The sequence below is a fragment of the Pseudomonas sp. NPDC087639 genome (genome assembly GCF_044743385.1).
Taxonomy (GTDB): Bacteria; Pseudomonadota; Gammaproteobacteria; order Pseudomonadales; family Pseudomonadaceae; genus Aquipseudomonas.
This window is the reverse complement of record NZ_JBIUWI010000052.1, coordinates 1-19,812: the sequence shown is the minus strand read 5'-3', so window position 1 is coordinate 19,812 and position 19,812 is coordinate 1. Positions and strand designations below refer to the sequence as shown.

17 protein-coding genes are annotated in these 19,812 nt (G+C 57.2%); 6 read left to right on the top strand and 11 right to left on the bottom strand.

Annotated elements, in window-relative coordinates; translation table 11 throughout:
- Position 1: 1 nt before the first annotated feature.
- Together ACIOVB_RS20125 and ACIOVB_RS20120 are read left to right on the top strand one after the other, a co-directional pair.
- Positions 2-1,426: a gamma-aminobutyraldehyde dehydrogenase gene (locus tag ACIOVB_RS20125; protein ID WP_401270709.1), complete on the top strand. Its 1,425-nt coding sequence runs from the start codon at positions 2-4 to the stop codon at positions 1,424-1,426.
- A gap of 158 nt (positions 1,427-1,584) precedes the next feature.
- Positions 1,585-3,063 (top strand): APC family permease, encoded by a 1,479-nt coding sequence (locus ACIOVB_RS20120; protein WP_401270706.1) that lies wholly within the window; start codon positions 1,585-1,587, stop codon positions 3,061-3,063.
- Between the two features lie 150 nt (positions 3,064-3,213).
- Here the strand turns inward: ACIOVB_RS20120 and ACIOVB_RS20115 are convergent, their stop codons facing one another.
- Complete coding sequence (locus tag ACIOVB_RS20115; RefSeq protein ID WP_401270703.1) at positions 3,214-4,152, bottom strand: sce7725 family protein; 939 nt, start codon at positions 4,150-4,152, stop codon at positions 3,214-3,216.
- 29 nt (positions 4,153-4,181) lie between these two features.
- A complete protein-coding gene (locus ACIOVB_RS20110; protein WP_401270700.1) occupies positions 4,182-5,030 on the bottom strand; it encodes a sce7726 family protein in 849 nt (282 codons plus the stop codon).
- Between the two features lie 878 nt (positions 5,031-5,908).
- Between ACIOVB_RS20110 and ACIOVB_RS20105 the strand changes: the two genes are divergently transcribed.
- Positions 5,909-6,415 (top strand): Bro-N domain-containing protein, encoded by a 507-nt coding sequence (locus ACIOVB_RS20105; protein ID WP_401270697.1) that lies wholly within the window; start codon positions 5,909-5,911, stop codon positions 6,413-6,415.
- Between the two features lie 48 nt (positions 6,416-6,463).
- On the opposite strand, the gene ACIOVB_RS20100 is transcribed toward ACIOVB_RS20105, so the two are convergent.
- Entirely contained in the window at positions 6,464-6,649 is a 186-nt protein-coding gene (locus tag ACIOVB_RS20100; RefSeq protein ID WP_102357616.1) for a hypothetical protein, read from the bottom strand.
- A gap of 403 nt (positions 6,650-7,052) precedes the next feature.
- Between ACIOVB_RS20100 and ACIOVB_RS20095 the strand changes: the two genes are divergently transcribed.
- Positions 7,053-8,681: a glucan biosynthesis protein D gene (locus ACIOVB_RS20095; protein ID WP_401270694.1), complete on the top strand. Its 1,629-nt coding sequence runs from the start codon at positions 7,053-7,055 to the stop codon at positions 8,679-8,681.
- Between the two features lie 208 nt (positions 8,682-8,889).
- Here ACIOVB_RS20095 and ACIOVB_RS20090 read toward each other — a convergent pair whose 3' ends face one another.
- The 3 genes from ACIOVB_RS20090 to ACIOVB_RS20080 all read right to left on the bottom strand — a co-directional run bounded on the left by ACIOVB_RS20090 (position 8,890) and on the right by ACIOVB_RS20080 (position 12,573).
- Complete coding sequence (locus ACIOVB_RS20090; RefSeq protein WP_401270691.1) at positions 8,890-9,996, bottom strand: NADH:flavin oxidoreductase/NADH oxidase; 1,107 nt, start codon at positions 9,994-9,996, stop codon at positions 8,890-8,892.
- 269 nt (positions 9,997-10,265) lie between these two features.
- Positions 10,266-11,975, bottom strand: a complete 1,710-nt coding sequence (gene recJ / locus ACIOVB_RS20085) for a single-stranded-DNA-specific exonuclease RecJ (RefSeq protein ID WP_401270689.1) — start codon at positions 11,973-11,975, stop codon at positions 10,266-10,268.
- A 55-nt stretch (positions 11,976-12,030) separates the two neighbouring features.
- On the bottom strand, positions 12,031-12,573 hold the full coding sequence (locus tag ACIOVB_RS20080; RefSeq protein WP_007908961.1) for a YaeQ family protein: 543 nt from the start codon (positions 12,571-12,573) through the stop codon (positions 12,031-12,033).
- A 146-nt stretch (positions 12,574-12,719) separates the two neighbouring features.
- Between ACIOVB_RS20080 and ACIOVB_RS20075 the strand changes: the two genes are divergently transcribed.
- Both ACIOVB_RS20075 and ACIOVB_RS20070 read left to right on the top strand, forming a co-directional pair.
- The gene (locus tag ACIOVB_RS20075) at positions 12,720-13,919 is read left to right on the top strand and encodes a CaiB/BaiF CoA transferase family protein (RefSeq protein ID WP_401270686.1); all 1,200 of its coding nucleotides are present in this window, start codon (positions 12,720-12,722) and stop codon (positions 13,917-13,919) included.
- Complete coding sequence (locus ACIOVB_RS20070; RefSeq protein WP_401270684.1) at positions 13,867-14,826, top strand: TIGR02285 family protein; 960 nt, start codon at positions 13,867-13,869, stop codon at positions 14,824-14,826. Before ACIOVB_RS20075 ends, ACIOVB_RS20070 begins: the two co-directional genes overlap by 53 nt.
- A 178-nt stretch (positions 14,827-15,004) precedes the next feature.
- Here the strand turns inward: ACIOVB_RS20070 and ACIOVB_RS20065 are convergent, their stop codons facing one another.
- The 5 genes from ACIOVB_RS20065 to ACIOVB_RS20045 all read right to left on the bottom strand — a co-directional run.
- A complete protein-coding gene (locus tag ACIOVB_RS20065) occupies positions 15,005-15,286 on the bottom strand; it encodes a DUF3509 domain-containing protein (protein ID WP_401270681.1) in 282 nt (93 codons plus the stop codon).
- A 164-nt stretch (positions 15,287-15,450) separates the two neighbouring features.
- A complete protein-coding gene (locus ACIOVB_RS20060; protein ID WP_187680000.1) occupies positions 15,451-15,858 on the bottom strand; it encodes a response regulator in 408 nt (135 codons plus the stop codon).
- A gap of 117 nt (positions 15,859-15,975) precedes the next feature.
- Positions 15,976-17,349: a transporter substrate-binding domain-containing protein gene (locus ACIOVB_RS20055; protein WP_401270679.1), complete on the bottom strand. Its 1,374-nt coding sequence runs from the start codon at positions 17,347-17,349 to the stop codon at positions 15,976-15,978.
- 120 nt (positions 17,350-17,469) lie between these two features.
- Entirely contained in the window at positions 17,470-18,879 is a 1,410-nt protein-coding gene (thrC, locus tag ACIOVB_RS20050) for a threonine synthase (RefSeq protein WP_401270676.1), read from the bottom strand.
- 66 nt (positions 18,880-18,945) lie between these two features.
- On the bottom strand, positions 18,946-19,812 hold an 867-nt coding region (locus ACIOVB_RS20045; RefSeq protein ID WP_401270673.1), incomplete at its 5' end, for a homoserine dehydrogenase.

The following is a 19,812-nucleotide window of genomic DNA, read 5'->3' as shown; positions in this document are numbered from 1 at the left end:
CATGCAAACCAAACTCTTGATCAACGGCCAATTGGTCAACGGCGAAGGCCCCGCCCAACCGGTGCTCAACCCGGCGCTCGGCGAAGTGCTGGTGGAAATCAACGAAGCCAGCGAAGCCCAGGTCGATGCCGCCGTGCGAGCAGCCGATAGCGCCTTCGCCGAGTGGTCGCAAACCGCGCCGAAAGACCGCTCCCTGCTGCTGCTAAAACTCGCCGACGCTATCGAAGCCCACGGCGAAGAATTGGCCAAACTCGAGTCCGATAACTGCGGCAAACCCTACAGCGCCGCGCTCAACGACGAGATCCCGGCGATTGCCGACGTGTTCCGTTTCTTCGCCGGCGCCAGCCGTTGCATGAGCGGTTCGGCCGGCGGCGAATACCTGCCCGGCCACACCTCGATGATCCGCCGCGACCCGGTCGGTGTGATCGCCTCCATCGCGCCGTGGAACTACCCACTGATGATGGTCGCCTGGAAAATCGCCCCGGCACTGGCCGCCGGTAATACCGTGGTGCTCAAGCCGTCGGAACAAACCCCGCTGACTGCGTTGCGTCTGGCCGAACTGGCGTCGGAAATCTTCCCGGCCGGCGTACTCAATCTGGTGTTTGGTCGTGGGCCGACCGTTGGCAGCCCGTTGGTGACTCATCCGAAAGTGCGCATGGTCTCGCTGACCGGCTCAATCGCGACCGGTTCGAACATCATTTCCAGCACCGCCGACAGCGTCAAACGCATGCACATGGAACTGGGCGGCAAGGCGCCGGTGATCATCTTTGACGATGCTGATATTGATGCAGCGGTTGAAGGCATTCGTACATTCGGCTTCTACAACGCCGGGCAGGACTGCACGGCAGCGTGCAGGATCTACGCGCAGCAAGGCATTTACGAAAAATTCGTCGAGAAGCTTGGCGCGGCGGTCAGCAGCATCAAGTACGGCTTGCAGGATGATCCTTCTACCGAACTGGGGCCGCTGATTACTGCGCAGCATCGTGATCGTGTCGCATCGTTCGTCGAACGTGCCGTTGCGCAACCGCACATTCGCTTGATCACGGGTGGCAAGGCTGTGGACGGCAATGGTTTCTTCTTTGAACCGACGGTGTTGGCTGACGCGCAACAGGACGACGAGATTGTCCGCCGCGAAGTGTTCGGGCCGGTGGTGTCGGTGACCAAGTTCACCGATGAAGCGCAGGCGCTGGAGTGGGCCAACGATTCGGACTACGGCCTGGCGTCCTCCGTTTGGACAGCTGACGTAGGACGCGCGCATCGGATGTCGGCACGGTTGCAATACGGCTGCACCTGGGTGAACACGCACTTCATGCTGGTCAGCGAAATGCCGCATGGCGGTCAGAAACTGTCCGGTTACGGCAAGGACATGTCCATGTATGGGCTGGAGGACTACACCACGGTTCGGCATGTGATGTTCAAGCATTAACAGGCTGCGATCTTTTCCACGACACACGGACGATGTTGGCGACTCACCACCAGGCTTCAACGAAACCAAAACAATAACTACCGAACCGGGCGGCGCTCCCAAAGCCCCGCCACGGCCTCGGCCATCCGAAATCTGCCGATTTCACGGAGCAAACACACATGAGTGCATCACCCGATCTCTCAGCCGCCGTCGCCGACAGCGATGCCGAACAACTGCGCAAACTGGGCTACACCTCCAACTTCAATCGCAGCATGAGCCTGTGGGAAAACTTCGCCCTGGGCTTCACCTATCTGTCACCGGTCGTAGGGGTTTATACCCTGTTCGGCCTGTGCCTCGCCGCTGGCGGCCCGCCGATGTTCTGGGCCTATTTGCTGGTTGGTTGCGGCCAGTTGCTGGTGTGCCTGATCTTCGGCGAAGTGGTTTCGCAGTTCCCGATTTCTGGCGGCGTTTACCCATGGGCGCGCCGACTGGTCGGCAAGAAATGGGCGTGGATGGTCGGCTGGATCTACTCCATCGCCCTGTGCGTCACCATCGCGGCCGTCGCAGTCGGCGCTGGCCCGTACCTGGCCGCGATGCTGGGATTTGAGCCGAGCAACAACACCAACATCGTCATCGCCCTGGTGCTGACCTTGTTCGCCACGCTGGTCAACCTCAGCGGCACCAAAGTGCTGGCGCGCATCGCCATGTTCGGCTTCCTTTGCGAACTGGTCGGCGCAGTGATCGTCGGCGTGTACCTGCTGATCTTCGAACGTCACCAGCCGCTGAGCGTGCTGTTCAACACCTTCGACATCAGCGTCGACGGCTCCTACCTGCCGGCATTCCTCACCGCCTCGCTGGCGGGGATGTTCCTCTACTACGGCTTCGAGGCCTGCGGCGACGTCGCCGAAGAAACCCCGAACCCGAGCGCAAAAATCCCGGTAGCCATGCGCATGACCATCTACATCGGCGGCATCGCGGCGATGTTCGCCTGCCTGGCGCTGATCCTCGCCGTACCGGACATGCAAGCGGTGATCAACGGCACCGACAAAGACCCGGTCACCACCATCCTCAACAACGCCTTCGGCCCGGTGGGCTCGAAAGTGGTGATGGGCGTGGTGATGATTTCCTTCATCTCCTGCGTCATCAGCCTACAGGCCGCAGCGAGTCGTCTGCTCTACTCCTACGCCCGCGATGAAATGGTCATCGGCAGCCAGCTGCTGAAAAAGATTTCTCCTACGACTCAGGTGCCGGTTGCCGCGCTGTTCGTGTCCGGCGTCCTGCCGGCGCTGATCATCGCCCTCGGATTTTTCCTGCAAGACGCCGTCGCGACCATCGTCAGTTTCGCCGCGATCGGCATCTACCTCGCGTTCCAGATGATCGTGCTGGCCGCGCTGTACGCCCGCAGCAAAGGCTGGAAACCCAGCGGCAAATTCACCCTCGGCGCGTGGGGCTGGCCGGTGAACATCGGCGCGCTGGTGTATGGCGTTGGCGCGATCATCAACATGGCCTGGCCGCGTACGCCGGATGCGGCGTGGTACGTGAACTATGCGATGGTGTTGAGCACCGCGATCGTGATTGGGTTGGGCTTGTTGTACATGTGGATTGCCAAGCCGTATGACCATGGGAAGGCGCCGGCTGGGGATGCGTGGCAAAACTAGTTTTTCTAAACTGCGCTAATGAAATGCAAAAATGTGAGATTTTAGGGAAAACTTGGCAACATGACCTGATATAGTTTCCACAATCAAATAACGGCAAAAAAACCCATATAGAGAAGGCCTACTATCTAGGCCTTTTCTAAAAAGCAGGGGTCAGGAAATCAATTTTATCATGAGCTCGGTATGATGCTTCATCGAGTATTTTTTCAGAAGAGCCAAACTAGTAGAGCTACCAGAGTCATATATATCTATAAAATCTTGACATCCCAAAGAAAACTCCAACAATCTTTTATTGGACTTGATAAACGCCACTGTCTCTCGCAATGCTTCTTTTATCAAAGTATCCCTCTTATCTTCATAATCCCTTTTTTCTGACAAAAAATGCTTTGTATAGATCTCCCGCTGCCGATCAATTGTTAAATGTATGGCCACTGTGTACAGTTTTCCACCACCACCATCCGAGAAATTATTTCCTACAATACTAAAATCACCGAAGCCTACATACCCAAGATCAGAGTAATCCGTATACAAGCTCTCAAATTTTTCCTCAGCAGGATAGTCCGCATTTCTGGCCTTCTTTAAAAAACCGTCCTGAACTAGAACCAAGTTATCAACTTGGAACTTACTCAACTCACTCTGCGGAACTGCTTTACTCTTAACAACCACATTGTACTCAAAGCCCTTAACTGCGGAGAATTTCAAAATCTCCACCAAATCATCAGAAACCTCTCGATGCACTAAAGTCAGCCTATGGCCAGGATGACGTGCAGAAAAAAGCATTACATCAGATTTCTTAGTACTCTTTAAAACTATATAAGCAATTCCAATTTTAGAATTTAGCGCTTTATTACTATCTATCAACGACTCGATATACCTCTGTTCACCCTTCCTTGCGCCGACACTTGGGTTTTCAATAAGTATGTATCTGGCACCGACCTTACTCAAAGCCTTAGCAAAGAGTTTCAGGTCACGATCAGTCTTGCTGATAGGCTCAATTATAGGCAAAACCATGCCCGAGCCGTGCCACTTAGAAACAATCTCCCTTAAAGCCAGCAACTCGTACTGCTTACTTCTAAGATACGGAAAATACATACTTCATCCTTGTCGTTTATCATTAACTCTCAGAACATTACTTCAGCAAACCTCATAAGTTTAGGCTTACTAACACTTGAAGACATAACTGCTGCGAGCAGAGGCGACGGAACTTTACTCAAAAACGCTTTATCATAATATTTAGAGCGCCGAAGACGTAACTGCGTGACCATATAATCATGCGCTTCAACTGCTGGAATTCTCCTAAACAACTCAGCACACGCTTCTGCAATATCAATTGGAGCTACAGCTGGAAGAGCGCCAAATTTTTTAGAAATAATATTGCAATACTCATCCTTCCTCAAAATAGAGAAAATATAATCTTGACATACGTTCCCTTTATTGCTTTTCGCTTCGCGCAACTCGGACAACTTAAATCTTTTTGACAAACTCAATATACCAACATCAGGAGCGACATACTTAACAACTGATGAAACCTTATCAGGAGAGACCACGACATAAATCTTATCAAAAACACGACGATATGTTTCCAACTGCGATTCGAGCCTAAAAAACGAATCAAACTCAGTTTTTATCTCATAAACAGATGAGGTCCCATTGACTATTACAGTATCAGCCACACTAGACCTAATCTTGAGCTCATTTATAAATGTCGCTCCCACATACTTATGCCGCCCCTTAACAATCTTCTGAGCCAAGGCATTCTTAAAAACATATTCATTTCTATACTCTGACTTCATGACCTCAAAAAAAATACTGTATAGATCAGATATTCTCTCAAACCCAAGACCGTTTTTTCTCGAGACATCCACAATATCCGCCAGAAGTTCACTCGCTGCTCCACGCTCAAAAATGTCCTGCATTGTAGAGCGCGCAAAGGCTTTCTTAGCGAGTTCCAAACCACTATTAACATGCATAAAAAATCGACCCAAAAAACCTTAACACTACAGAGCCATAAACAAACTTCCACATATGCCAATCCCTTTGCAAACAGGTAGTTTTCTTATCTGCATATTGCATCATGCTGCACGTTCGGGAAAGTGCTTTTACCTCCCTCCAACATCTTTGCGACGAGAAGCAAATACTTCAGCGACTTTACGAACCCTAAACTGAACCCTTACCCTCCTAAAGGGGCGATTTCTAAGTCGTCGCGATGTCTGCAGCTGCCAATCGAATGACGCATCGTCACCCTGACGATACTGCTGTCAAAGAACATCGACTCTGTCACCACTTGAAACCAAAACTGACGAGATCGACCCACATATCCTTTTTGGCTGTAGCTGCTTTCCATCGGCTTCATCCGCCGACAATACGAAAATCTGGCGCTACGTGCACAATTTATATCTTCGGATTGGCTAAAATTTCAACCTACAAAGGTTAGATCCCGAGTGACTTTTAAGCATAACTGCGGCTCAGGTGCGGGCTTGCTAAGTACAGAGTAAAACAGGCATTTTCCTACAGACGCAGCCTTCCTGAAAAAACCCCGTTTCCTACGCCGTGCGTCGCAAGAGTAGACTTGTCGCCGCAAGCGCCTGACCGATAGGCTTTATCCCGTCGCTGTTCATTCAGCGACCCGGGGTCGAAGCCGGAAACTGTCAACGCGGTGCTTGCATGCCCTCCATTGAACTGTGGCTGTCACAGCTTCAGTTTTGCTTTATGGCGGGCCGTGTGGCGCGGGCCTTCTGGCTTTTCCGTGTTTGACTGGAAGTATCCCGACTTCGAACGCCACACGGTTCGCCACCCAACTTGTCGAAGAGTTGATGGCGACTTTCCTACTCAAATCGGAAGTCACTACATGTCTGCGCAAATCCAAAATTCATCGTCGACCCACTTCACCCCCACCGTCTTCACCCGCCACAACCGCTTCCTCCACGCGTTCATGCAAGACCACGAAGCCTGGTTCTGCGTCCAGGATCTTGGTCGTCTAATGGGCTATCCGCTGAACGAACGCCTCACCCTGAAACTCGATCCCGATCAGCGTCGCAACGTCCTCATGCGCAAGGATGGCGAAATCGTCGATTGCGCAATGGTCAGCGAGTCCGGTCTGTACGCCCTGCTCGTCCACCACTTCGTCCCGGAAAACCGCAATCTGCGCCAATGGCTGAGCCATGAAGTGATTCCGATGTTGCGCGAAACCGGCGCGATATCTGTGGAGAACTGCCCGAGCCTGAGTTCGGTGAACTGGGCAGGCGTCACCGTACCGCTGTTGCACTGGCAGCAGCAGGCGTGGGTCAAATGGCGTGACGTGCCGGAGTTGCTGCACGGCCAGCGGCCTTATCCGGTGCTGGGAAGCTGTAACTGAGCCAATAAAAAGGGCGGACTTCTCAGTCCGCCCCTACGTCAGTTCAACTCAAAACCGCGAAACACTCCTCATCGCATCCACCAGATACCGCATCGCGATGCGGTCGCTCTCCGAAAGCTCCCGATAACGCTCAACCAGTTTCAGCTCATCGGAGCTAAGCCTACGCCTTCTGCGCCCGCTGCCGAGACAGGGAAAGATGCCCAACATGTCGGTGATACCTTGTATTTTTGCCATGGACGATGTCCTTCTCTAATACGTCAAAGAACTGCTTAACCACCACATCGCCCTGCCCCTTTCAGCAGCGTCGTGTGCCCAGCCGGTCTGAAGGTTCGCGACCGGTCATGTCCATAGAATAGAAATTTAAACGGCGCTGAAAAGGGGTATTTAGAGTAATTAGTCGAAAAAAGCAGATATGCCGTGTAAATCAGAAAGCACTGTCGGAAAAAATACTGACATGTCTTGTTTCATTGCCACACTGAGCCTTGTAATCAATCATTTCTGCACGACAATCGAACGGTTTAAGCTAGCCGGCATCTGTTTATAGTCCGTTGCGTTTGGCCAAGGCATGTCCGAACCGTTATTTCTGATCCAGCACGTGCCAGGAAGGGCGCGGGATTGCACACGACAGGTTGTATTTATGCACCGCAGGAATTTGCTCAAAGCGTCCATGGCCATTGCGGCTTACACCGGTCTTTCGGCTACCGGCCTGCTGGCCAGCCGCGCCTGGGCTGCCAATGGTGGCGCCGCCGATGGCGAGGCTCAGGCCTTCGACTTCGAAGCGCTGAAGCGTCAGGCCAAGCAACTGGCCGGCAGCGCGTATCAGGACACCAAACAGGTGCTGCCGCCGACGCTGGCGACCATGACCCCGCAAAATTTCAACGCGATCCGCTACGACGGCGAACATTCGTTGTGGAAAGAGAACAAGGGTCAGTTGGACGTGCAGTTCTTCCACGTCGGTATGGGTTTCCGCCAGCCGGTGCGCATGTACAGCGTCGACGCCAAGACCCGCACCGCCCGCGAGGTGCATTTCCGCCCGGCGCTGTTCAACTATGAAAACACTTCGGTCGACACCCAGCAGCTCAAGGGCGACTTGGGTTTTGCCGGGTTCAAGCTGTTCAAGGCACCGGAACTGGATCGCCACGACGTGTTGTCGTTCCTCGGCGCCAGCTATTTCCGTGCGGTAGATGCGACTGGCCAATATGGCCTCTCGGCGCGCGGTCTGGCGATCGATACTTACGCGAAGAAACGCGAAGAATTCCCTGACTTCACCAAGTTCTGGTTCGAGACGCCGGACAAGAACGCCACGCGTTTTGTGGTGTACGCCCTGCTCGATTCGCCGAGTGCCACTGGCGCGTATCGCTTCGACATCGATTGCCAGGCCGAGCGCGTGGTGATGGAGGTCGACGCACACATCAACGCGCGCACGGCCATCGAACAACTGGGCATCTCGCCGATGACCAGCATGTTCAGCTGCGGCACCCACGAGCGCCGCATGTGCGACACCATTCACCCGCAGATACACGACTCGGATCGTCTGGCGATGTGGCGCGGCAATGGCGAGTGGATCTGCCGTCCGTTGAACAACCCGGCCACCCTGCAATTCAACGCGTTTGCCGACACCGATCCGAAGGGCTTCGGTCTGGTGCAGACCGATCATGAATTCGCCAACTATCAGGACACTGTCGACTGGTACAGCAAACGCCCAAGCCTGTGGGTAGAACCTACAACCGCGTGGGGCGAAGGCTCTATCGATCTGTTGGAAATTCCTACAACCGGTGAAACCCTCGATAACATCGTAGCGTTCTGGACACCGAAAAAACCGGTCGCGGCCGGGGATTCGCTGAACTACGGCTACAAGTTGTACTGGAGCGCCCTGCCGCCGGTGGGAACGCCGCTGGCACGGGTGCATGCAACACGCTCCGGTATGGGCGGCTTCACCGAAGGCTGGGCGCCGGGCGAACATTATCCGCCGGTATGGGCACGCCGTTTTGCCGTGGACTTCAACGGTGGCGGCCTCGATCGCCTGCCGCAGGGCACCGGGATCGAACCGGTGGTGACGTGCTCGAACGGCAAGGTGCAGGACTTCAGCGTGCTGGTGCTGGATGACATCAAGGGTTATCGGATCCTGTTTGACTGGTACCCGACCAATGACAGCGTTGAACCGGTGGAGCTGCGTTTGTTCATCCGCACCAATGACCGCACGCTGAGTGAAACCTGGTTGTACCAGTACTTCCCGCCGGCGCCGGACAAGCGCAAATACCCTTGAGGGTTCTCTAGCGTTTGGGCGGGCCTCTTCGCGAGCAGGCTCGCTCCCACAGTTGATCTCGGCCGACCACAAAAGTCATGACCGGCATTGAACCAATGTGGGAGCGAGCCTGCTCGCGAAGGCGGGCCAGGCAAAACAATATTCAGCAGACAAAAAAACCAAGTCCCGGCCATCACTGACCGGGGCTTTTTGCATTTCAGCAGTTCACTCAATCACGCAGATCAGACTCATGAATCGGCTGGTCTCGATGGGTCGCGCGCTGATACTGCGCCGGCCACACGGCTTGGCGTCCGCCCAGATCATCGTCGGCGTGCAACGGCCAGTACGGATCACGCAGCAGTTCACGGGCGAGGAAGATGATGTCGGCCTGACAGGTTCGCAAAATGTGCTCGGCCTGCGCCGGCTCGGTAATCATTCCCACAGTGCCGGTGGCGATGCCTGACTCCTTGCGTACGCGTTCAGCGAAGCGCGTCTGATAGCCCGGCCCAACGGGAATCTCCGCGTTGGCCGCCGTGCCGCCAGAGGAAACGTCGATCAAGTCCGCGCCAAGTGTATGCAGGCGTCGCGCCAGCTCTACGGTTTCATCCGGGTTCCAGCCGTCCTCGACCCAGTCAGTGGCCGACACGCGGACAAACACCGGCAACTCTTCCGGCCAGACCGCGCGCACCGCTTCGGTCACTTGCAACACCAGCCGAATCCGGTTTTCAAATGAACCGCCGTATTGATCCCGCCGTTGATTACTCAATGGCGAAAGAAACTGGTGCAGCAGATAACCATGAGCTGCGTGGACTTCAACTACACTGAACCCCGCCGTCAATGCGCGCTTGGCGGCATCGACAAAGGCCTGTATCACGTCGGCGATCTGCCCATCATCAAGCTGTTTGGGTTGTGTGTGTTGCGGGTCGAAGGCAATCGGGGAAGGCCCGACCGGGGTCCAGCCGCCATCGTCCGGTTTGACGCTGCCATGCTTGCCGATCCAGGGCCGATGGGTGCTGGCCTTGCGCCCGGCGTGGGCCAGTTGAATGCCGGCCACCGCGCCATTGGCGGTGATGAAACGGGTGATGCGCTGCAGCGGTTCAATCTGTTCGTCGTTCCACAAACCAAGGTCTTCGGCGGTGATCCGCCCGTCGGCTGTGACCGCCGTGGCTTCGGTGAAGACCAGGCCGGCGCCGCCCACCGCGCGGCTGCCGAGATGCACCAGATGCCAGTCGTTGGCCAGGCCATCGACGCTGGAGTACTGGCACATGGGCGACACGGCGATGCGATTGGGCAGGGTCAGTTGGCGCAGGGTAAAGGGTTCAAGCAGCAGACTCATGGGGCACCTCTCAAATCAGTGGGCAGGCTCCAGGGTTCTGTTTGAAAAGTCGACGAGTGACAGGAAAAGGTACAGCACCCGCCCCCGCGGGCAAAAAATTCGACAAAACGTCACAAGGCCAATCAAGCAGTGCTTAGAGCCTAGTCGACAACCGGGGGGGCGGGAGGGTTCAGAGTGATTCTGTGTATGAAAGACCGCTTTCGCGAGCAGGCTCGCTCCCACAGTTGGAATGCATCTCCCTGTGGGAGCGAGCCTGCTCGCGAATGGGGTCAACGCGGTTCGATGTGGGCAATCATCAGTTGCACGGTCTCGTTGCCCCGAAACTCGTTGACGTCGAGTTTGTAGGCCAGTTCAACCCACTTGATGGTCGGGTTCGGCCAGATATCGCGGTCGATGCCGAACGCGATGCCGTCGAGTTTCACCGAACCGCACTCGCTTTTCAGCACCACTTTCAAATGACGCTCGCCAACCACGCGCTGCTCGACCAACTGGAACACGCCGTGGAACAGCGGTTCCGGAAAGTGCTGCCCCCACGGTCCGGCGTGGCGCAGGGCGCGGGCCAGTTCGAGGTGAAACTCTTCAACCGCCAGCGTACCGTCCGAGAGCAAACGCCCGGTGAGGTCTTCTTCGCGAAGTTGCCTACGCACTTCGGCGTCAAATGCCTCGGCGAATAACGGAAAATTCTCTTGCGGCAAGGTCAGGCCGGCCGCCATCGCGTGGCCACCGTACTTGGCGATCAGGTTCGGATGTTGCGCCGCAACCACGCTCAAGGCATCACGAATATGGAAGCCCTGCACCGATCGCCCCGAGCCTTTGAGCAACCCATCGCCAGCATCGGCGAAGGCAATGGTCGGACGGAAATAACGCTCTTTCATGCGCGAGGCGAGGATCCCGATGACGCCCTGGTGCCACTCCGGATCGAACAGGCACAAACCGTACGGCATCGACTCGACGGGCAAATCCTTGAGCTGGGCCAGCGCTTCACGCTGCATGCCCTGCTCGATGGATTTGCGATCCTGGTTCATGCCGTCCAGTTGCGCGGCCATTTCCTGGGCCATATTGGCGTCGGCGGTGAGCAGGCATTCGATACCCAGACTCATGTCATCCAGACGTCCGGCGGCATTGAGCCGCGGGCCGACGATAAAGCCGAGATCCGTGGAGGTTATCCGCGCCGCGTCACGCTTTGCCACTTCAAGAATCGCCTTGATCCCCGGCCGCGCGCGCCCGGCACGAATCCGCTCAAGACCTTGGTGCACCAGAATGCGATTGTTGGCGTCGAGCGGCACCACGTCAGCCACGCTGCCCAATGCCACCAGATCAAGCAGCTCGCCGATGTTCGGCTGCGGTTTGTTTTCGTACCAACCGAGGCTGCGCAGGCGCGCACGCAACGCCATCAACACATAGAAAATAACCCCGACCCCGGCCAGCGCCTTGCTCGGAAACTCGCAGCCCGGTTGGTTCGGATTGACCAGCGCATCGGCCGCCGGCAGTTCGTCGCCAGGCAAGTGGTGATCGGTGATCAGTACTTTGAGCCCATGGCGCTTCGCGGCGGCAACGCCTTCGACGCTGGAGATGCCGTTGTCGACGGTGATCAGCAACTGCGGCTCGCGGGTCATGGCGACTTCGACGATTTCCGGGGTCAGACCGTAGCCGTACTCAAAGCGGTTCGGTACCAGATAGTCGACGTGCTCCGCACCCAACAGACGCAGACCGAGCATGCCGACCGTACTGGCGGTGGCGCCGTCCGCGTCAAAGTCACCGACGATGAGGATGCGCTGACGTTGCTCCAGCGCCGTCACCAGCAGATCTACTGCCGCATCAATGCCCTTGAGTTGCTGGAACGGAATCAAGCGCGCCAGGCTCTTGTCCAGCTCCGCCTCGGACTGCACGCCCCGCGCCGCGTACAAACGGGTCAGCAGCGGTGGCAGATCACCGAGAAATGGCAGAGTGGCAGGCAGTTGGCGAGGTTCGATACGCATGGGGTGACGGAGGCTTCTCTTGAATACGTGGGATTAATTCGGTGAAAGCGCAGGATCAGCCGCGCTCACCTTGCAGCCATTGCAACTGGACTTCGTGCTGACCACGGTCGTCGGTGACGAAGATCGTCCCTTCGCTGATCATCACGTCCCACTTGATGACGCGAGGCATGTCCTTGGCCAGGGTTTCCAACACTTCTTGCGGGACCGCAGCGATGTTGACGTTTTTCAGGTTCTTGATCGCCGGGATGACCTTGGTTTCCCAGACGCGCAGGCTGCCGTAGGCCAGCAGGCTGGTACGTTCGGTGCGGCGTGAGCACCAGGTCAGACGATCGGCGTCTGGCTGGCCGACTTCGATCCAGTGCAGGACACGGTCATCCAGGCTTTTTTCCCACAGCGCCGGCTCATCCACGTCCGACAGACCACGGCCAAACGACAACTGCTCGTTGTACCAGAGGGCGTAGGCCAACAGCCGCACGGTCATGCGCTCTTCGGTCTCCGAAGGGTGACGGGCGATGGTCTGCTTGACGCTCTCGTAGACGCTGCGGTCGAGGTCGGTGAGGTTCAGTTCGAATTTATACGTAGTGGACGGCTGGGCCATGAACGGGCTTCTTGATACGAGGAAAGTCGGCAAGTCTAACCGATGCGGTAGGCAATCATCGAATTGATGGCGATCAACTTTGCGCGCCTGACAGCCGGCTATGTTAAAACGCTGTATCCGCATAACCTTGTCCTACAGGATTCAGTATGCCGTTCGCCAACAAGCCGCTCAGCGGTGTGAAAGTCATTGAATTGGGTACGTTGATTGCCGGGCCGTTTGCCTCGCGCATTTGCGGCGAGTTCGGCGCCGAAGTGATCAAGATCGAATCGCCGGACGGCGGTGATCCCTTGCGCAAGTGGCGTAAGTTGTACGAAGGCACTTCGCTGTGGTGGTTCGTTCAGGCGCGCAACAAGAAATCGCTAACGCTGAACCTCAAACACCCCGAGGGTTTGGCAATCCTGAAAAAACTGCTCGCTGAAGCCGATATCCTCATCGAGAATTTCCGACCCGGCGTATTGGAGAAGCTCGGCCTGAGCTGGGAGACCCTGCACGCCTTGAACCCGAAACTGGTGATGGTGCGCCTCTCTGGTTTCGGTCAGACCGGGCCGATGAAGGACCAACCAGGGTTCGGCGCAGTCGGCGAATCCATGGGCGGCCTGCGCTACATCACCGGTTTCGAGGATCGACCGCCGGTGCGCACCGGAATTTCCATCGGCGATTCGATTGCCGCGCTGTGGGGCGTGATTGGCGCGTTGATGGCGCTGCGTCATCGCGAGGTCAACGGCGGCTTGGGCCAAGTGGTCGATGTGGCGTTGTATGAAGCCATCTTCGCCATGATGGAAAGCATGGTGCCGGAGTTCGACGTGTTCGGTTTTATTCGCGAGCGCACCGGCAACATCATGCCCGGCATCACGCCCTCTTCGATCCACACCAGCGCCGACGGCAAGCATGTGCAGATCGGCGCCAATGGCGATGCGATTTTCAAACGTTTCATGCAGGTGATGGGCCGCGACGATCTGGCCAACGACCCGACGCTGGCCAGCAACGACGGGCGCGACAGCCGCCGTGACGAGTTGTATGGCGTAATTGATCGCTGGGTCAATTCGCTGCCGCTGCAAACCGTGCTCGACCTGCTCAATCAGGCCGACGTGCCGGTCAGCCGGATCTTCAGCGCCGAGGACATGCTCACCGATCCGCAATACCTGGCCCGGGAAATGTTCCTGCACGCCAAGTTGCCAGACGGCAAGCCCTTCAAGATGCCGGGCATCGTGCCGAAACTCTCTGAGACACCGGGCTCGTCCGAATGGGTCGGGCCGCAGCTCGGTGAACACAATGCGCAGGTACTCCACGATCTTGGCTACGACGAACAGCAGATCACTCGACTGCGCGAAGACGGAGCCATTTGAACTGAAAAACCGACAGACATCAGCCGCCAACCGCGCCCATCACTGGTGGACGTGGCGCCTGTTCGGCTTGCTGTTTCTGCTGGGTTTGCCGGCTTGGGCGCAGGCGAAACCGACGCTGATCTGGTTACTGCGCGACATGCCGCCGCTGACGATTTTCGAAGGTCCAAAAAAGGGCCAGGGCGTCATCGATCACCTGATGCCGATGCTGATCGCCGGCATGCCGCAATACGAACACACACTGATGCGGGTTAATCGCGCCCGCGGCATGCAGATGCTTCACGAAGCCTCGTTCACCTGCGACCCATCGTTAATCTGGAGCAAAGAGCGCACGCAATGGATCGCTTTTTCCATTCCTGCGTTTCGCGCTGTCAGCAACGGGCTGGTGGTGCGTCAGAAAGATCGCGACGTATTGGCGCGGTTTCTGGTGGACGGTGAAGTCGATCTGGCGGCGCTTTTGGCCGATGGCAAGGAAAAGGTCGGCGTCGTCGCGGAGCGCAGTTACGGTGAGCTCGTCGACAACCTGCTGCGCCAGGCACCAAAAGACGCACTCACACCGCATTACGGCAACGACGCTCTTAACAGCCTGCTGATGATGCAGCGTCTCGGACGGTTACAGGTAGTTCTGGGTTATTGGCCGGAAATCCGCTACCAGGCTCATCTGGCAAAAATTGCCGAAGACGAGCTGCTGTTTTATCCGATTCGGGGCAACGCTAAATACCTGTCGGGTTACATCGGATGTTCCGACACCCCACAAGGTCGCCAGGCGATCACCGAGATCAACCAACTGCTGCGTACCCTGCCCCACGATCAGTTGAACCAGCGCTATGCCGACTGGCTCGATCCCGACAGGCGTGAGGGTTACCTCGAACAGGCCCGGACGTTCTTCGAACAGCAGGCGGCGCAGTGAGCAAATTGCAGACAAAAGAAACCCCGAGAAGTGGGGAGACGACTCGGGGTTAAACGTGGCCTGTAAAAAAGACCAGTAGCAGCAAGCGACAAGCACCGGAGCACAATGCTTGATCCTGCTGTTACGGGGTCTGACTGACGGGGATGCAGGAAGGTTCCCACAAAAAACATTTCATTTTTCAAAGCGCCGGACGCTTGTCCAGGGCTGCATTGCGCAATGCTGCGATCACGCAGGGCTCCAGGCGCCCTTCGGCAATCAGGATGTCACGGTGCAAACCATCAACGACATCGGTCAGTTGACGCTTGTCGGTCAACTGCGCCTGATTGAATTGGCGTTCAACCACAATGGCGCCGCTGCTGTTCTTCAAGGTCACCAGGCATTCACCCTGGGCACCACTTGAGGACAACGAAACCTGATACGGGCTCAGAGCCTCACCGAGCAATAGACTGATACTTTCCATCTCGATCTCCACTCAATAGTCCGAAAACATTGTGTCTGGGGCGTGTCCACTGTAAATGACCACCGGCCCGAGAAGAAAGTTCTGCATTTCGGTTGCAAGCACCGCAGCGCCACCGGTCTGTCAGAGCATGCACGGCGAAGATGACAGAAAAATAACCACGCCCCTCAAACGCCGACAGGCTGCGTATGGGCGATCAGGTAGCTGTCCAGCAAACCTCTCATCAGCACCGCCGAGACCGGTGTTTGCAGACGCCCCAGCAGTCGCAACCGATGCTCGCGCAGCAATGAGTCCAGATCGTTCAGCAGACTCGGCGCGACCGCGCCCAAAAGGATCAGCGCACGCGCTTCTTGCTGCTCCGCCAGATGCTGGATCAGCGCCAGGCCATCGCCCCCTTTGAGTTGCGGATCGCAAATAGCGATGTCGACAGCGCCGCGATGCCCCAGTGAACACAGGGCCGATGCCAGCGACGGCGCCGTCAGTACGTCGTAGATGCCAATGGCATTGAGCATTTGATGCAATGCCATCAACTGGAACGGATTGGGTTCAAGAATCAGGACTTTAAGCGAGCGCATGGGCGACCTCTGAAGCGACAATCGCGGACTCTCACCGCAGTTGTCGTTCACTCTAGGGCAGCCGTCTTAAGCCTCCCATCAGAAAAGTAGTCACGTCGTATAGGACATTTCCCAACTTCAATGCGGACATCTGCACCCGCTCTCCGTCCGGCGCTGAGTGATGTCCGTCCAGCCGCCCAGCAGACCACGCAATTGGCCGTCGGCACTGTAAAAAGGCACCGTCCACTGATAGACCTCGCGCGGGCCGTTGTTGAACTGCAATTGCCGCTTGCTGAAACGCGACTTGCGCGTGCGCAGTTGCATCATGAACTCGTCGTGCAACATCAACGCCGTCGCTTCGGGTAACGCACCGACCTCGATCAACTGCCGCCCCTGCACCTGATCCAGTCGAACCGAAAGCGCCTCTTCATAGCTGCGGTTGCACATAATCAGACGCCCGTGCAGATCGCGGACGAACACCGGATCGGGCATGGAATCGATCAGTGCGTGCTGAAACGCCAGTTGATCGCCAAGATCCTTTTCCGCCTCGCGCCGCAACTTGATCACCGCCGTCAGTCGCCGATTCCATATCAGCGACAACAAACCGAACACGCCGAGCCCGCCCATCATCCAGCAGCCCCATTCGATCATGCGCTGCCACATGGACGGCACAGGCGCCGGTGAAATGCCTTCAAGCCATTTCAGGCGAATGGCCCGCAACTCGGCGGCCGGAAACGCCTCCAGCGCCTTGTTGAGAATGCTCAGCAGCTCCGGCATGCCTTTGCGCACGGCCAGGTTATCGGCTTCCCACTTGCCTTCTACCAGGCCGCCCACCTTGAGTAACCCCAAAGGATAAAGCTGTGCACCAATCTCGTTTTCAATGGTCGCGTAGGCTTCGCCGCTCTCGACCAGAGCCCGGGCCTCGGCATAGGTCTTGACCGAACGTATCTCGATCGCCGGGAAGTCACGCCGAATCACATCCTCCAGCGCATGGCGGGCCGGCAGCACAACCACGCGCTTGGCCAATTGCTCGAAAGACTCCACCTGCGGCGATCCGGCGCGACCGACAAACACCCATCCGGCGCCACCGAATGCGTGGCTGAAATCCAGAAAAACCTTGCGCTCATCACTCACGGCCAGGGTAGTACTGATGTCCGCCGCCCCGCTCTCAAGGCGCTCCAGCATATGATCGGTGGAAAAAGATTCCTGATGCACAAATTGCAACCCGGTCATCGCAGTGAGGCGCTTGAGCACATCGTTGTTCAAACCGCTCCACTGCCCATGTTCGTCCTTGAACAGATACAACGGGTACTGCACCGACGCCACCGTCACCTTGGGGTTATCGCGAATCCATTGGCGCTCGTGCGCGTTCAGTTCCACGGACTGGACATTGAGCGCCACCCCTTCCTCATGCAGCGCCAGTTGCGCCGCCACACTGCCGCGCATCCATGCCAGCAACCCGAACACAAACAACCAGCCCAGTGCCGGTTTCAAACCTCTATAAAACAGCATTGCCACTTCCTTCGTGATCGACTCACCCGTCCTTCATGGGTGAAAACCCCAGCAGTGTGGCAGCAGAAACAAAAAAGCCCGTCAGGAGACGGGCTTCAAAATGTGACAGCTTTTAGCGGCTTAAAGCGGCTTGCCGCGGTTGCCATGCTGACTGACAAAGGCTTGTACGGCTTTCAGCTCATTTGGCAGAACGGTGCAGCGCTCGTTTCGCTCAAACAAATCAGAAAGATGTGCAGGTAGTGCGAGAGCTTTTCCTACACCGGCCTTTTCCACTGCATCCGGGAATTTCACCGGGTGTGCAGTGCCCAGAATCACCATCGGGATGTCCAGGCTGCGACGGCATTCGCGCGCGGCTCTGACGCCGATAGCCGTGTGCGGGTCGAGTACTTCACCGGTCTGTGCAAAGACGTCGGCGATGGTTTCACAGGTTTGCGCGTCATCCACGGCCAGCGAGTCGAACAGTTTGCGCGCTTCGGTCCAGCGTTCTTGCTCGACGCTGAAGCCGCCGCCCTGTTTGAACGAATCCATCAGACCGGCAATCGCTGCACCGTTGCGACCGTGCAGGTCGAACAACAGGCGCTCGAAGTTCGACGAGACCATGATGTCCATCGACGGCGACAGCGTGGCGTGCAGGGTTTCCTTGACGTACTGGTTGCCGCTCATGAAGCGGTGCAGGATGTCGTTGCGGTTGGTGGCGACGATCAGCTGATTGATCGGCAGGCCCATGTTGCGCGCCAGGTAACCGGCGAAGATGTCACCGAAGTTGCCGGTAGGCACCGAGAACGACACCGAACGCGCCGGACCGCCCAACTGCAGGGCTGCGTGGAAGTAGTAAACGATCTGGGCCATGATCCGCGCCCAGTTGATCGAGTTCACCGCCACCAGACGCGTGCCTTTGAGGAAGCTCTGGTCGGCGAAGCTGTTCTTGACCATTTCCTGGCAGTCATCGAAGTCGCCTTCGATGGCGATGTTATGGATGTTCTCGCCGAAAATCGTGGTCATCTGGCGACGCTGCACTTCGGACACACGGTTGTGCGGGTGCAAGATGAAGATGTCGACGTTTTCGCAATGTTTACAGCCTTCGATGGCGGCCGAACCGGTATCACCGGAGGTGGCACCGACAATCACCACGCGCTCGCCGCGCTTTTCCAGCACGTAGTCGAGCAGACGACCGAGCAGTTGCAGGGCGAAGTCCTTGAACGCCAGGGTCGGGCCGTGGAACAGTTCCAGCACCCATTCGTTGCCGTTCAGTTGACGCAGCGGCGCCACGGCGCTGTGCGAGAACACACCGTAGGTTTCTTCAAGGATCTTCTTGAAATCGGCATCGGGAATGCTGCCGGTTACAAACGGGCGCATCACTCGGAAGGCCAACTCGTGATACGGCAGGCCGGCCCAGGAAGCGATTTCCTCCTGAGTGAACCGTGGCAGCACTTCCGGGACGTACAGACCGCCGTCGGAGGCAAGACCGGCCAGCAGGACATCTTCGAAATTCAGGGCCGGTGCCTGGCCGCGGGTACTGATGTAACGCATGACTGACTCCAATGGAGAGTGTTCGCAAAGCCGGGCCCGCGCACGGGCCCGGTGAACAATAGCGGCTTAGTTCAGGTGCTCGACGCGGATCCGTACAACCGGACCGTTCACGCCGGCCAGAGCTTCGAGGGCGGCGATTGCATCGTTGATGCGCTGTTCCACTACACGGTGGGTCAGCAGGATCATCGGCACCAGACCGTCGTGTTCCTCGACTTCCTTCTGCATGATCGACTCGATGTTGATGCCGCGCTCCGAAAGGATGCTCGCCACCTGAGCCAGTACGCCCGGATGGTCCTTGGCCTGGATGCGCAGGTAGTAAGCGCTTTCGCAGGCTTCGATCGGCAGGATCGGATGGGCCGACAGCGAGTCCGGCTGGAAAGCCAGATGCGGTACGCGGTTTTCCGGATCGGAGGTCATGGCGCGAACCACGTCCACCAGATCGGCGATCACCGACGAAGCTGTCGGCTCCATACCGGCACCGGCGCCGTAGAACAGGGTCGAACCGGCAGCGTCACCGTTGACCATCACCGCGTTCATCACACCGTTGACGTTGGCGATCAAACGATCGGCCGGAATCAGCGTCGGGTGTACGCGCAACTCGATGCCGGCATCAGTGATGCGCGCCACACCGAGGTGCTTGATGCGATAACCGAGCGCTTCGGCGTAGTTGACGTCAGCTGTAGTCAGCTTGGTGATGCCTTCGGTGTAAGCCTTGTCGAATTGCAGCGGAATGCCGAACGCGATCGAAGCCAGAATCGTCAGCTTGTGCGCCGCATCGATGCCTTCGACGTCGAAGGTCGGATCGGCTTCGGCGTAACCCAGAGCCTGAGCCTCGGCCAACACGTCTTCGAAGGTGCGACCCTTCTCGCGCATTTCGGTGAGGATGAAGTTGCCGGTGCCGTTGATGATCCCGGCGACCCAGTTGATGCGGTT

Excerpts from the sequence above, each read along its gene's own strand:
- ACIOVB_RS20125 (WP_401270709.1), top strand. The coding sequence starts at position 2 with ATGCAAACCAAACTCTTGATCAACGGCCAATTGGTCAACGGCGAAGGC.
- ACIOVB_RS20120 (WP_401270706.1), top strand. The coding sequence starts at position 1,585 with ATGAGTGCATCACCCGATCTCTCAGCCGCCGTCGCCGACAGCGATGCC.
- ACIOVB_RS20115 (WP_401270703.1), bottom strand. The coding sequence starts at position 4,152 with ATGTATTTTCCGTATCTTAGAAGTAAGCAGTACGAGTTGCTGGCTTTA.
- ACIOVB_RS20110 (WP_401270700.1), bottom strand. The coding sequence starts at position 5,030 with ATGCATGTTAATAGTGGTTTGGAACTCGCTAAGAAAGCCTTTGCGCGC.
- ACIOVB_RS20105 (WP_401270697.1), top strand. The coding sequence starts at position 5,909 with ATGTCTGCGCAAATCCAAAATTCATCGTCGACCCACTTCACCCCCACC.
- ACIOVB_RS20100 (WP_102357616.1), bottom strand. The coding sequence starts at position 6,649 with ATGGCAAAAATACAAGGTATCACCGACATGTTGGGCATCTTTCCCTGT.
- ACIOVB_RS20095 (WP_401270694.1), top strand. The coding sequence starts at position 7,053 with ATGCACCGCAGGAATTTGCTCAAAGCGTCCATGGCCATTGCGGCTTAC.
- ACIOVB_RS20090 (WP_401270691.1), bottom strand. The coding sequence starts at position 9,996 with ATGAGTCTGCTGCTTGAACCCTTTACCCTGCGCCAACTGACCCTGCCC.
- recJ (WP_401270689.1), bottom strand. The coding sequence starts at position 11,975 with ATGCGTATCGAACCTCGCCAACTGCCTGCCACTCTGCCATTTCTCGGT.
- ACIOVB_RS20080 (WP_007908961.1), bottom strand. The coding sequence starts at position 12,573 with ATGGCCCAGCCGTCCACTACGTATAAATTCGAACTGAACCTCACCGAC.
- ACIOVB_RS20075 (WP_401270686.1), top strand. The coding sequence starts at position 12,720 with ATGCCGTTCGCCAACAAGCCGCTCAGCGGTGTGAAAGTCATTGAATTG.
- ACIOVB_RS20065 (WP_401270681.1), bottom strand. The coding sequence starts at position 15,286 with ATGGAAAGTATCAGTCTATTGCTCGGTGAGGCTCTGAGCCCGTATCAG.
- ACIOVB_RS20060 (WP_187680000.1), bottom strand. The coding sequence starts at position 15,858 with ATGCGCTCGCTTAAAGTCCTGATTCTTGAACCCAATCCGTTCCAGTTG.
- ACIOVB_RS20055 (WP_401270679.1), bottom strand. The coding sequence starts at position 17,349 with ATGCTGTTTTATAGAGGTTTGAAACCGGCACTGGGCTGGTTGTTTGTG.
- thrC (WP_401270676.1), bottom strand. The coding sequence starts at position 18,879 with ATGCGTTACATCAGTACCCGCGGCCAGGCACCGGCCCTGAATTTCGAA.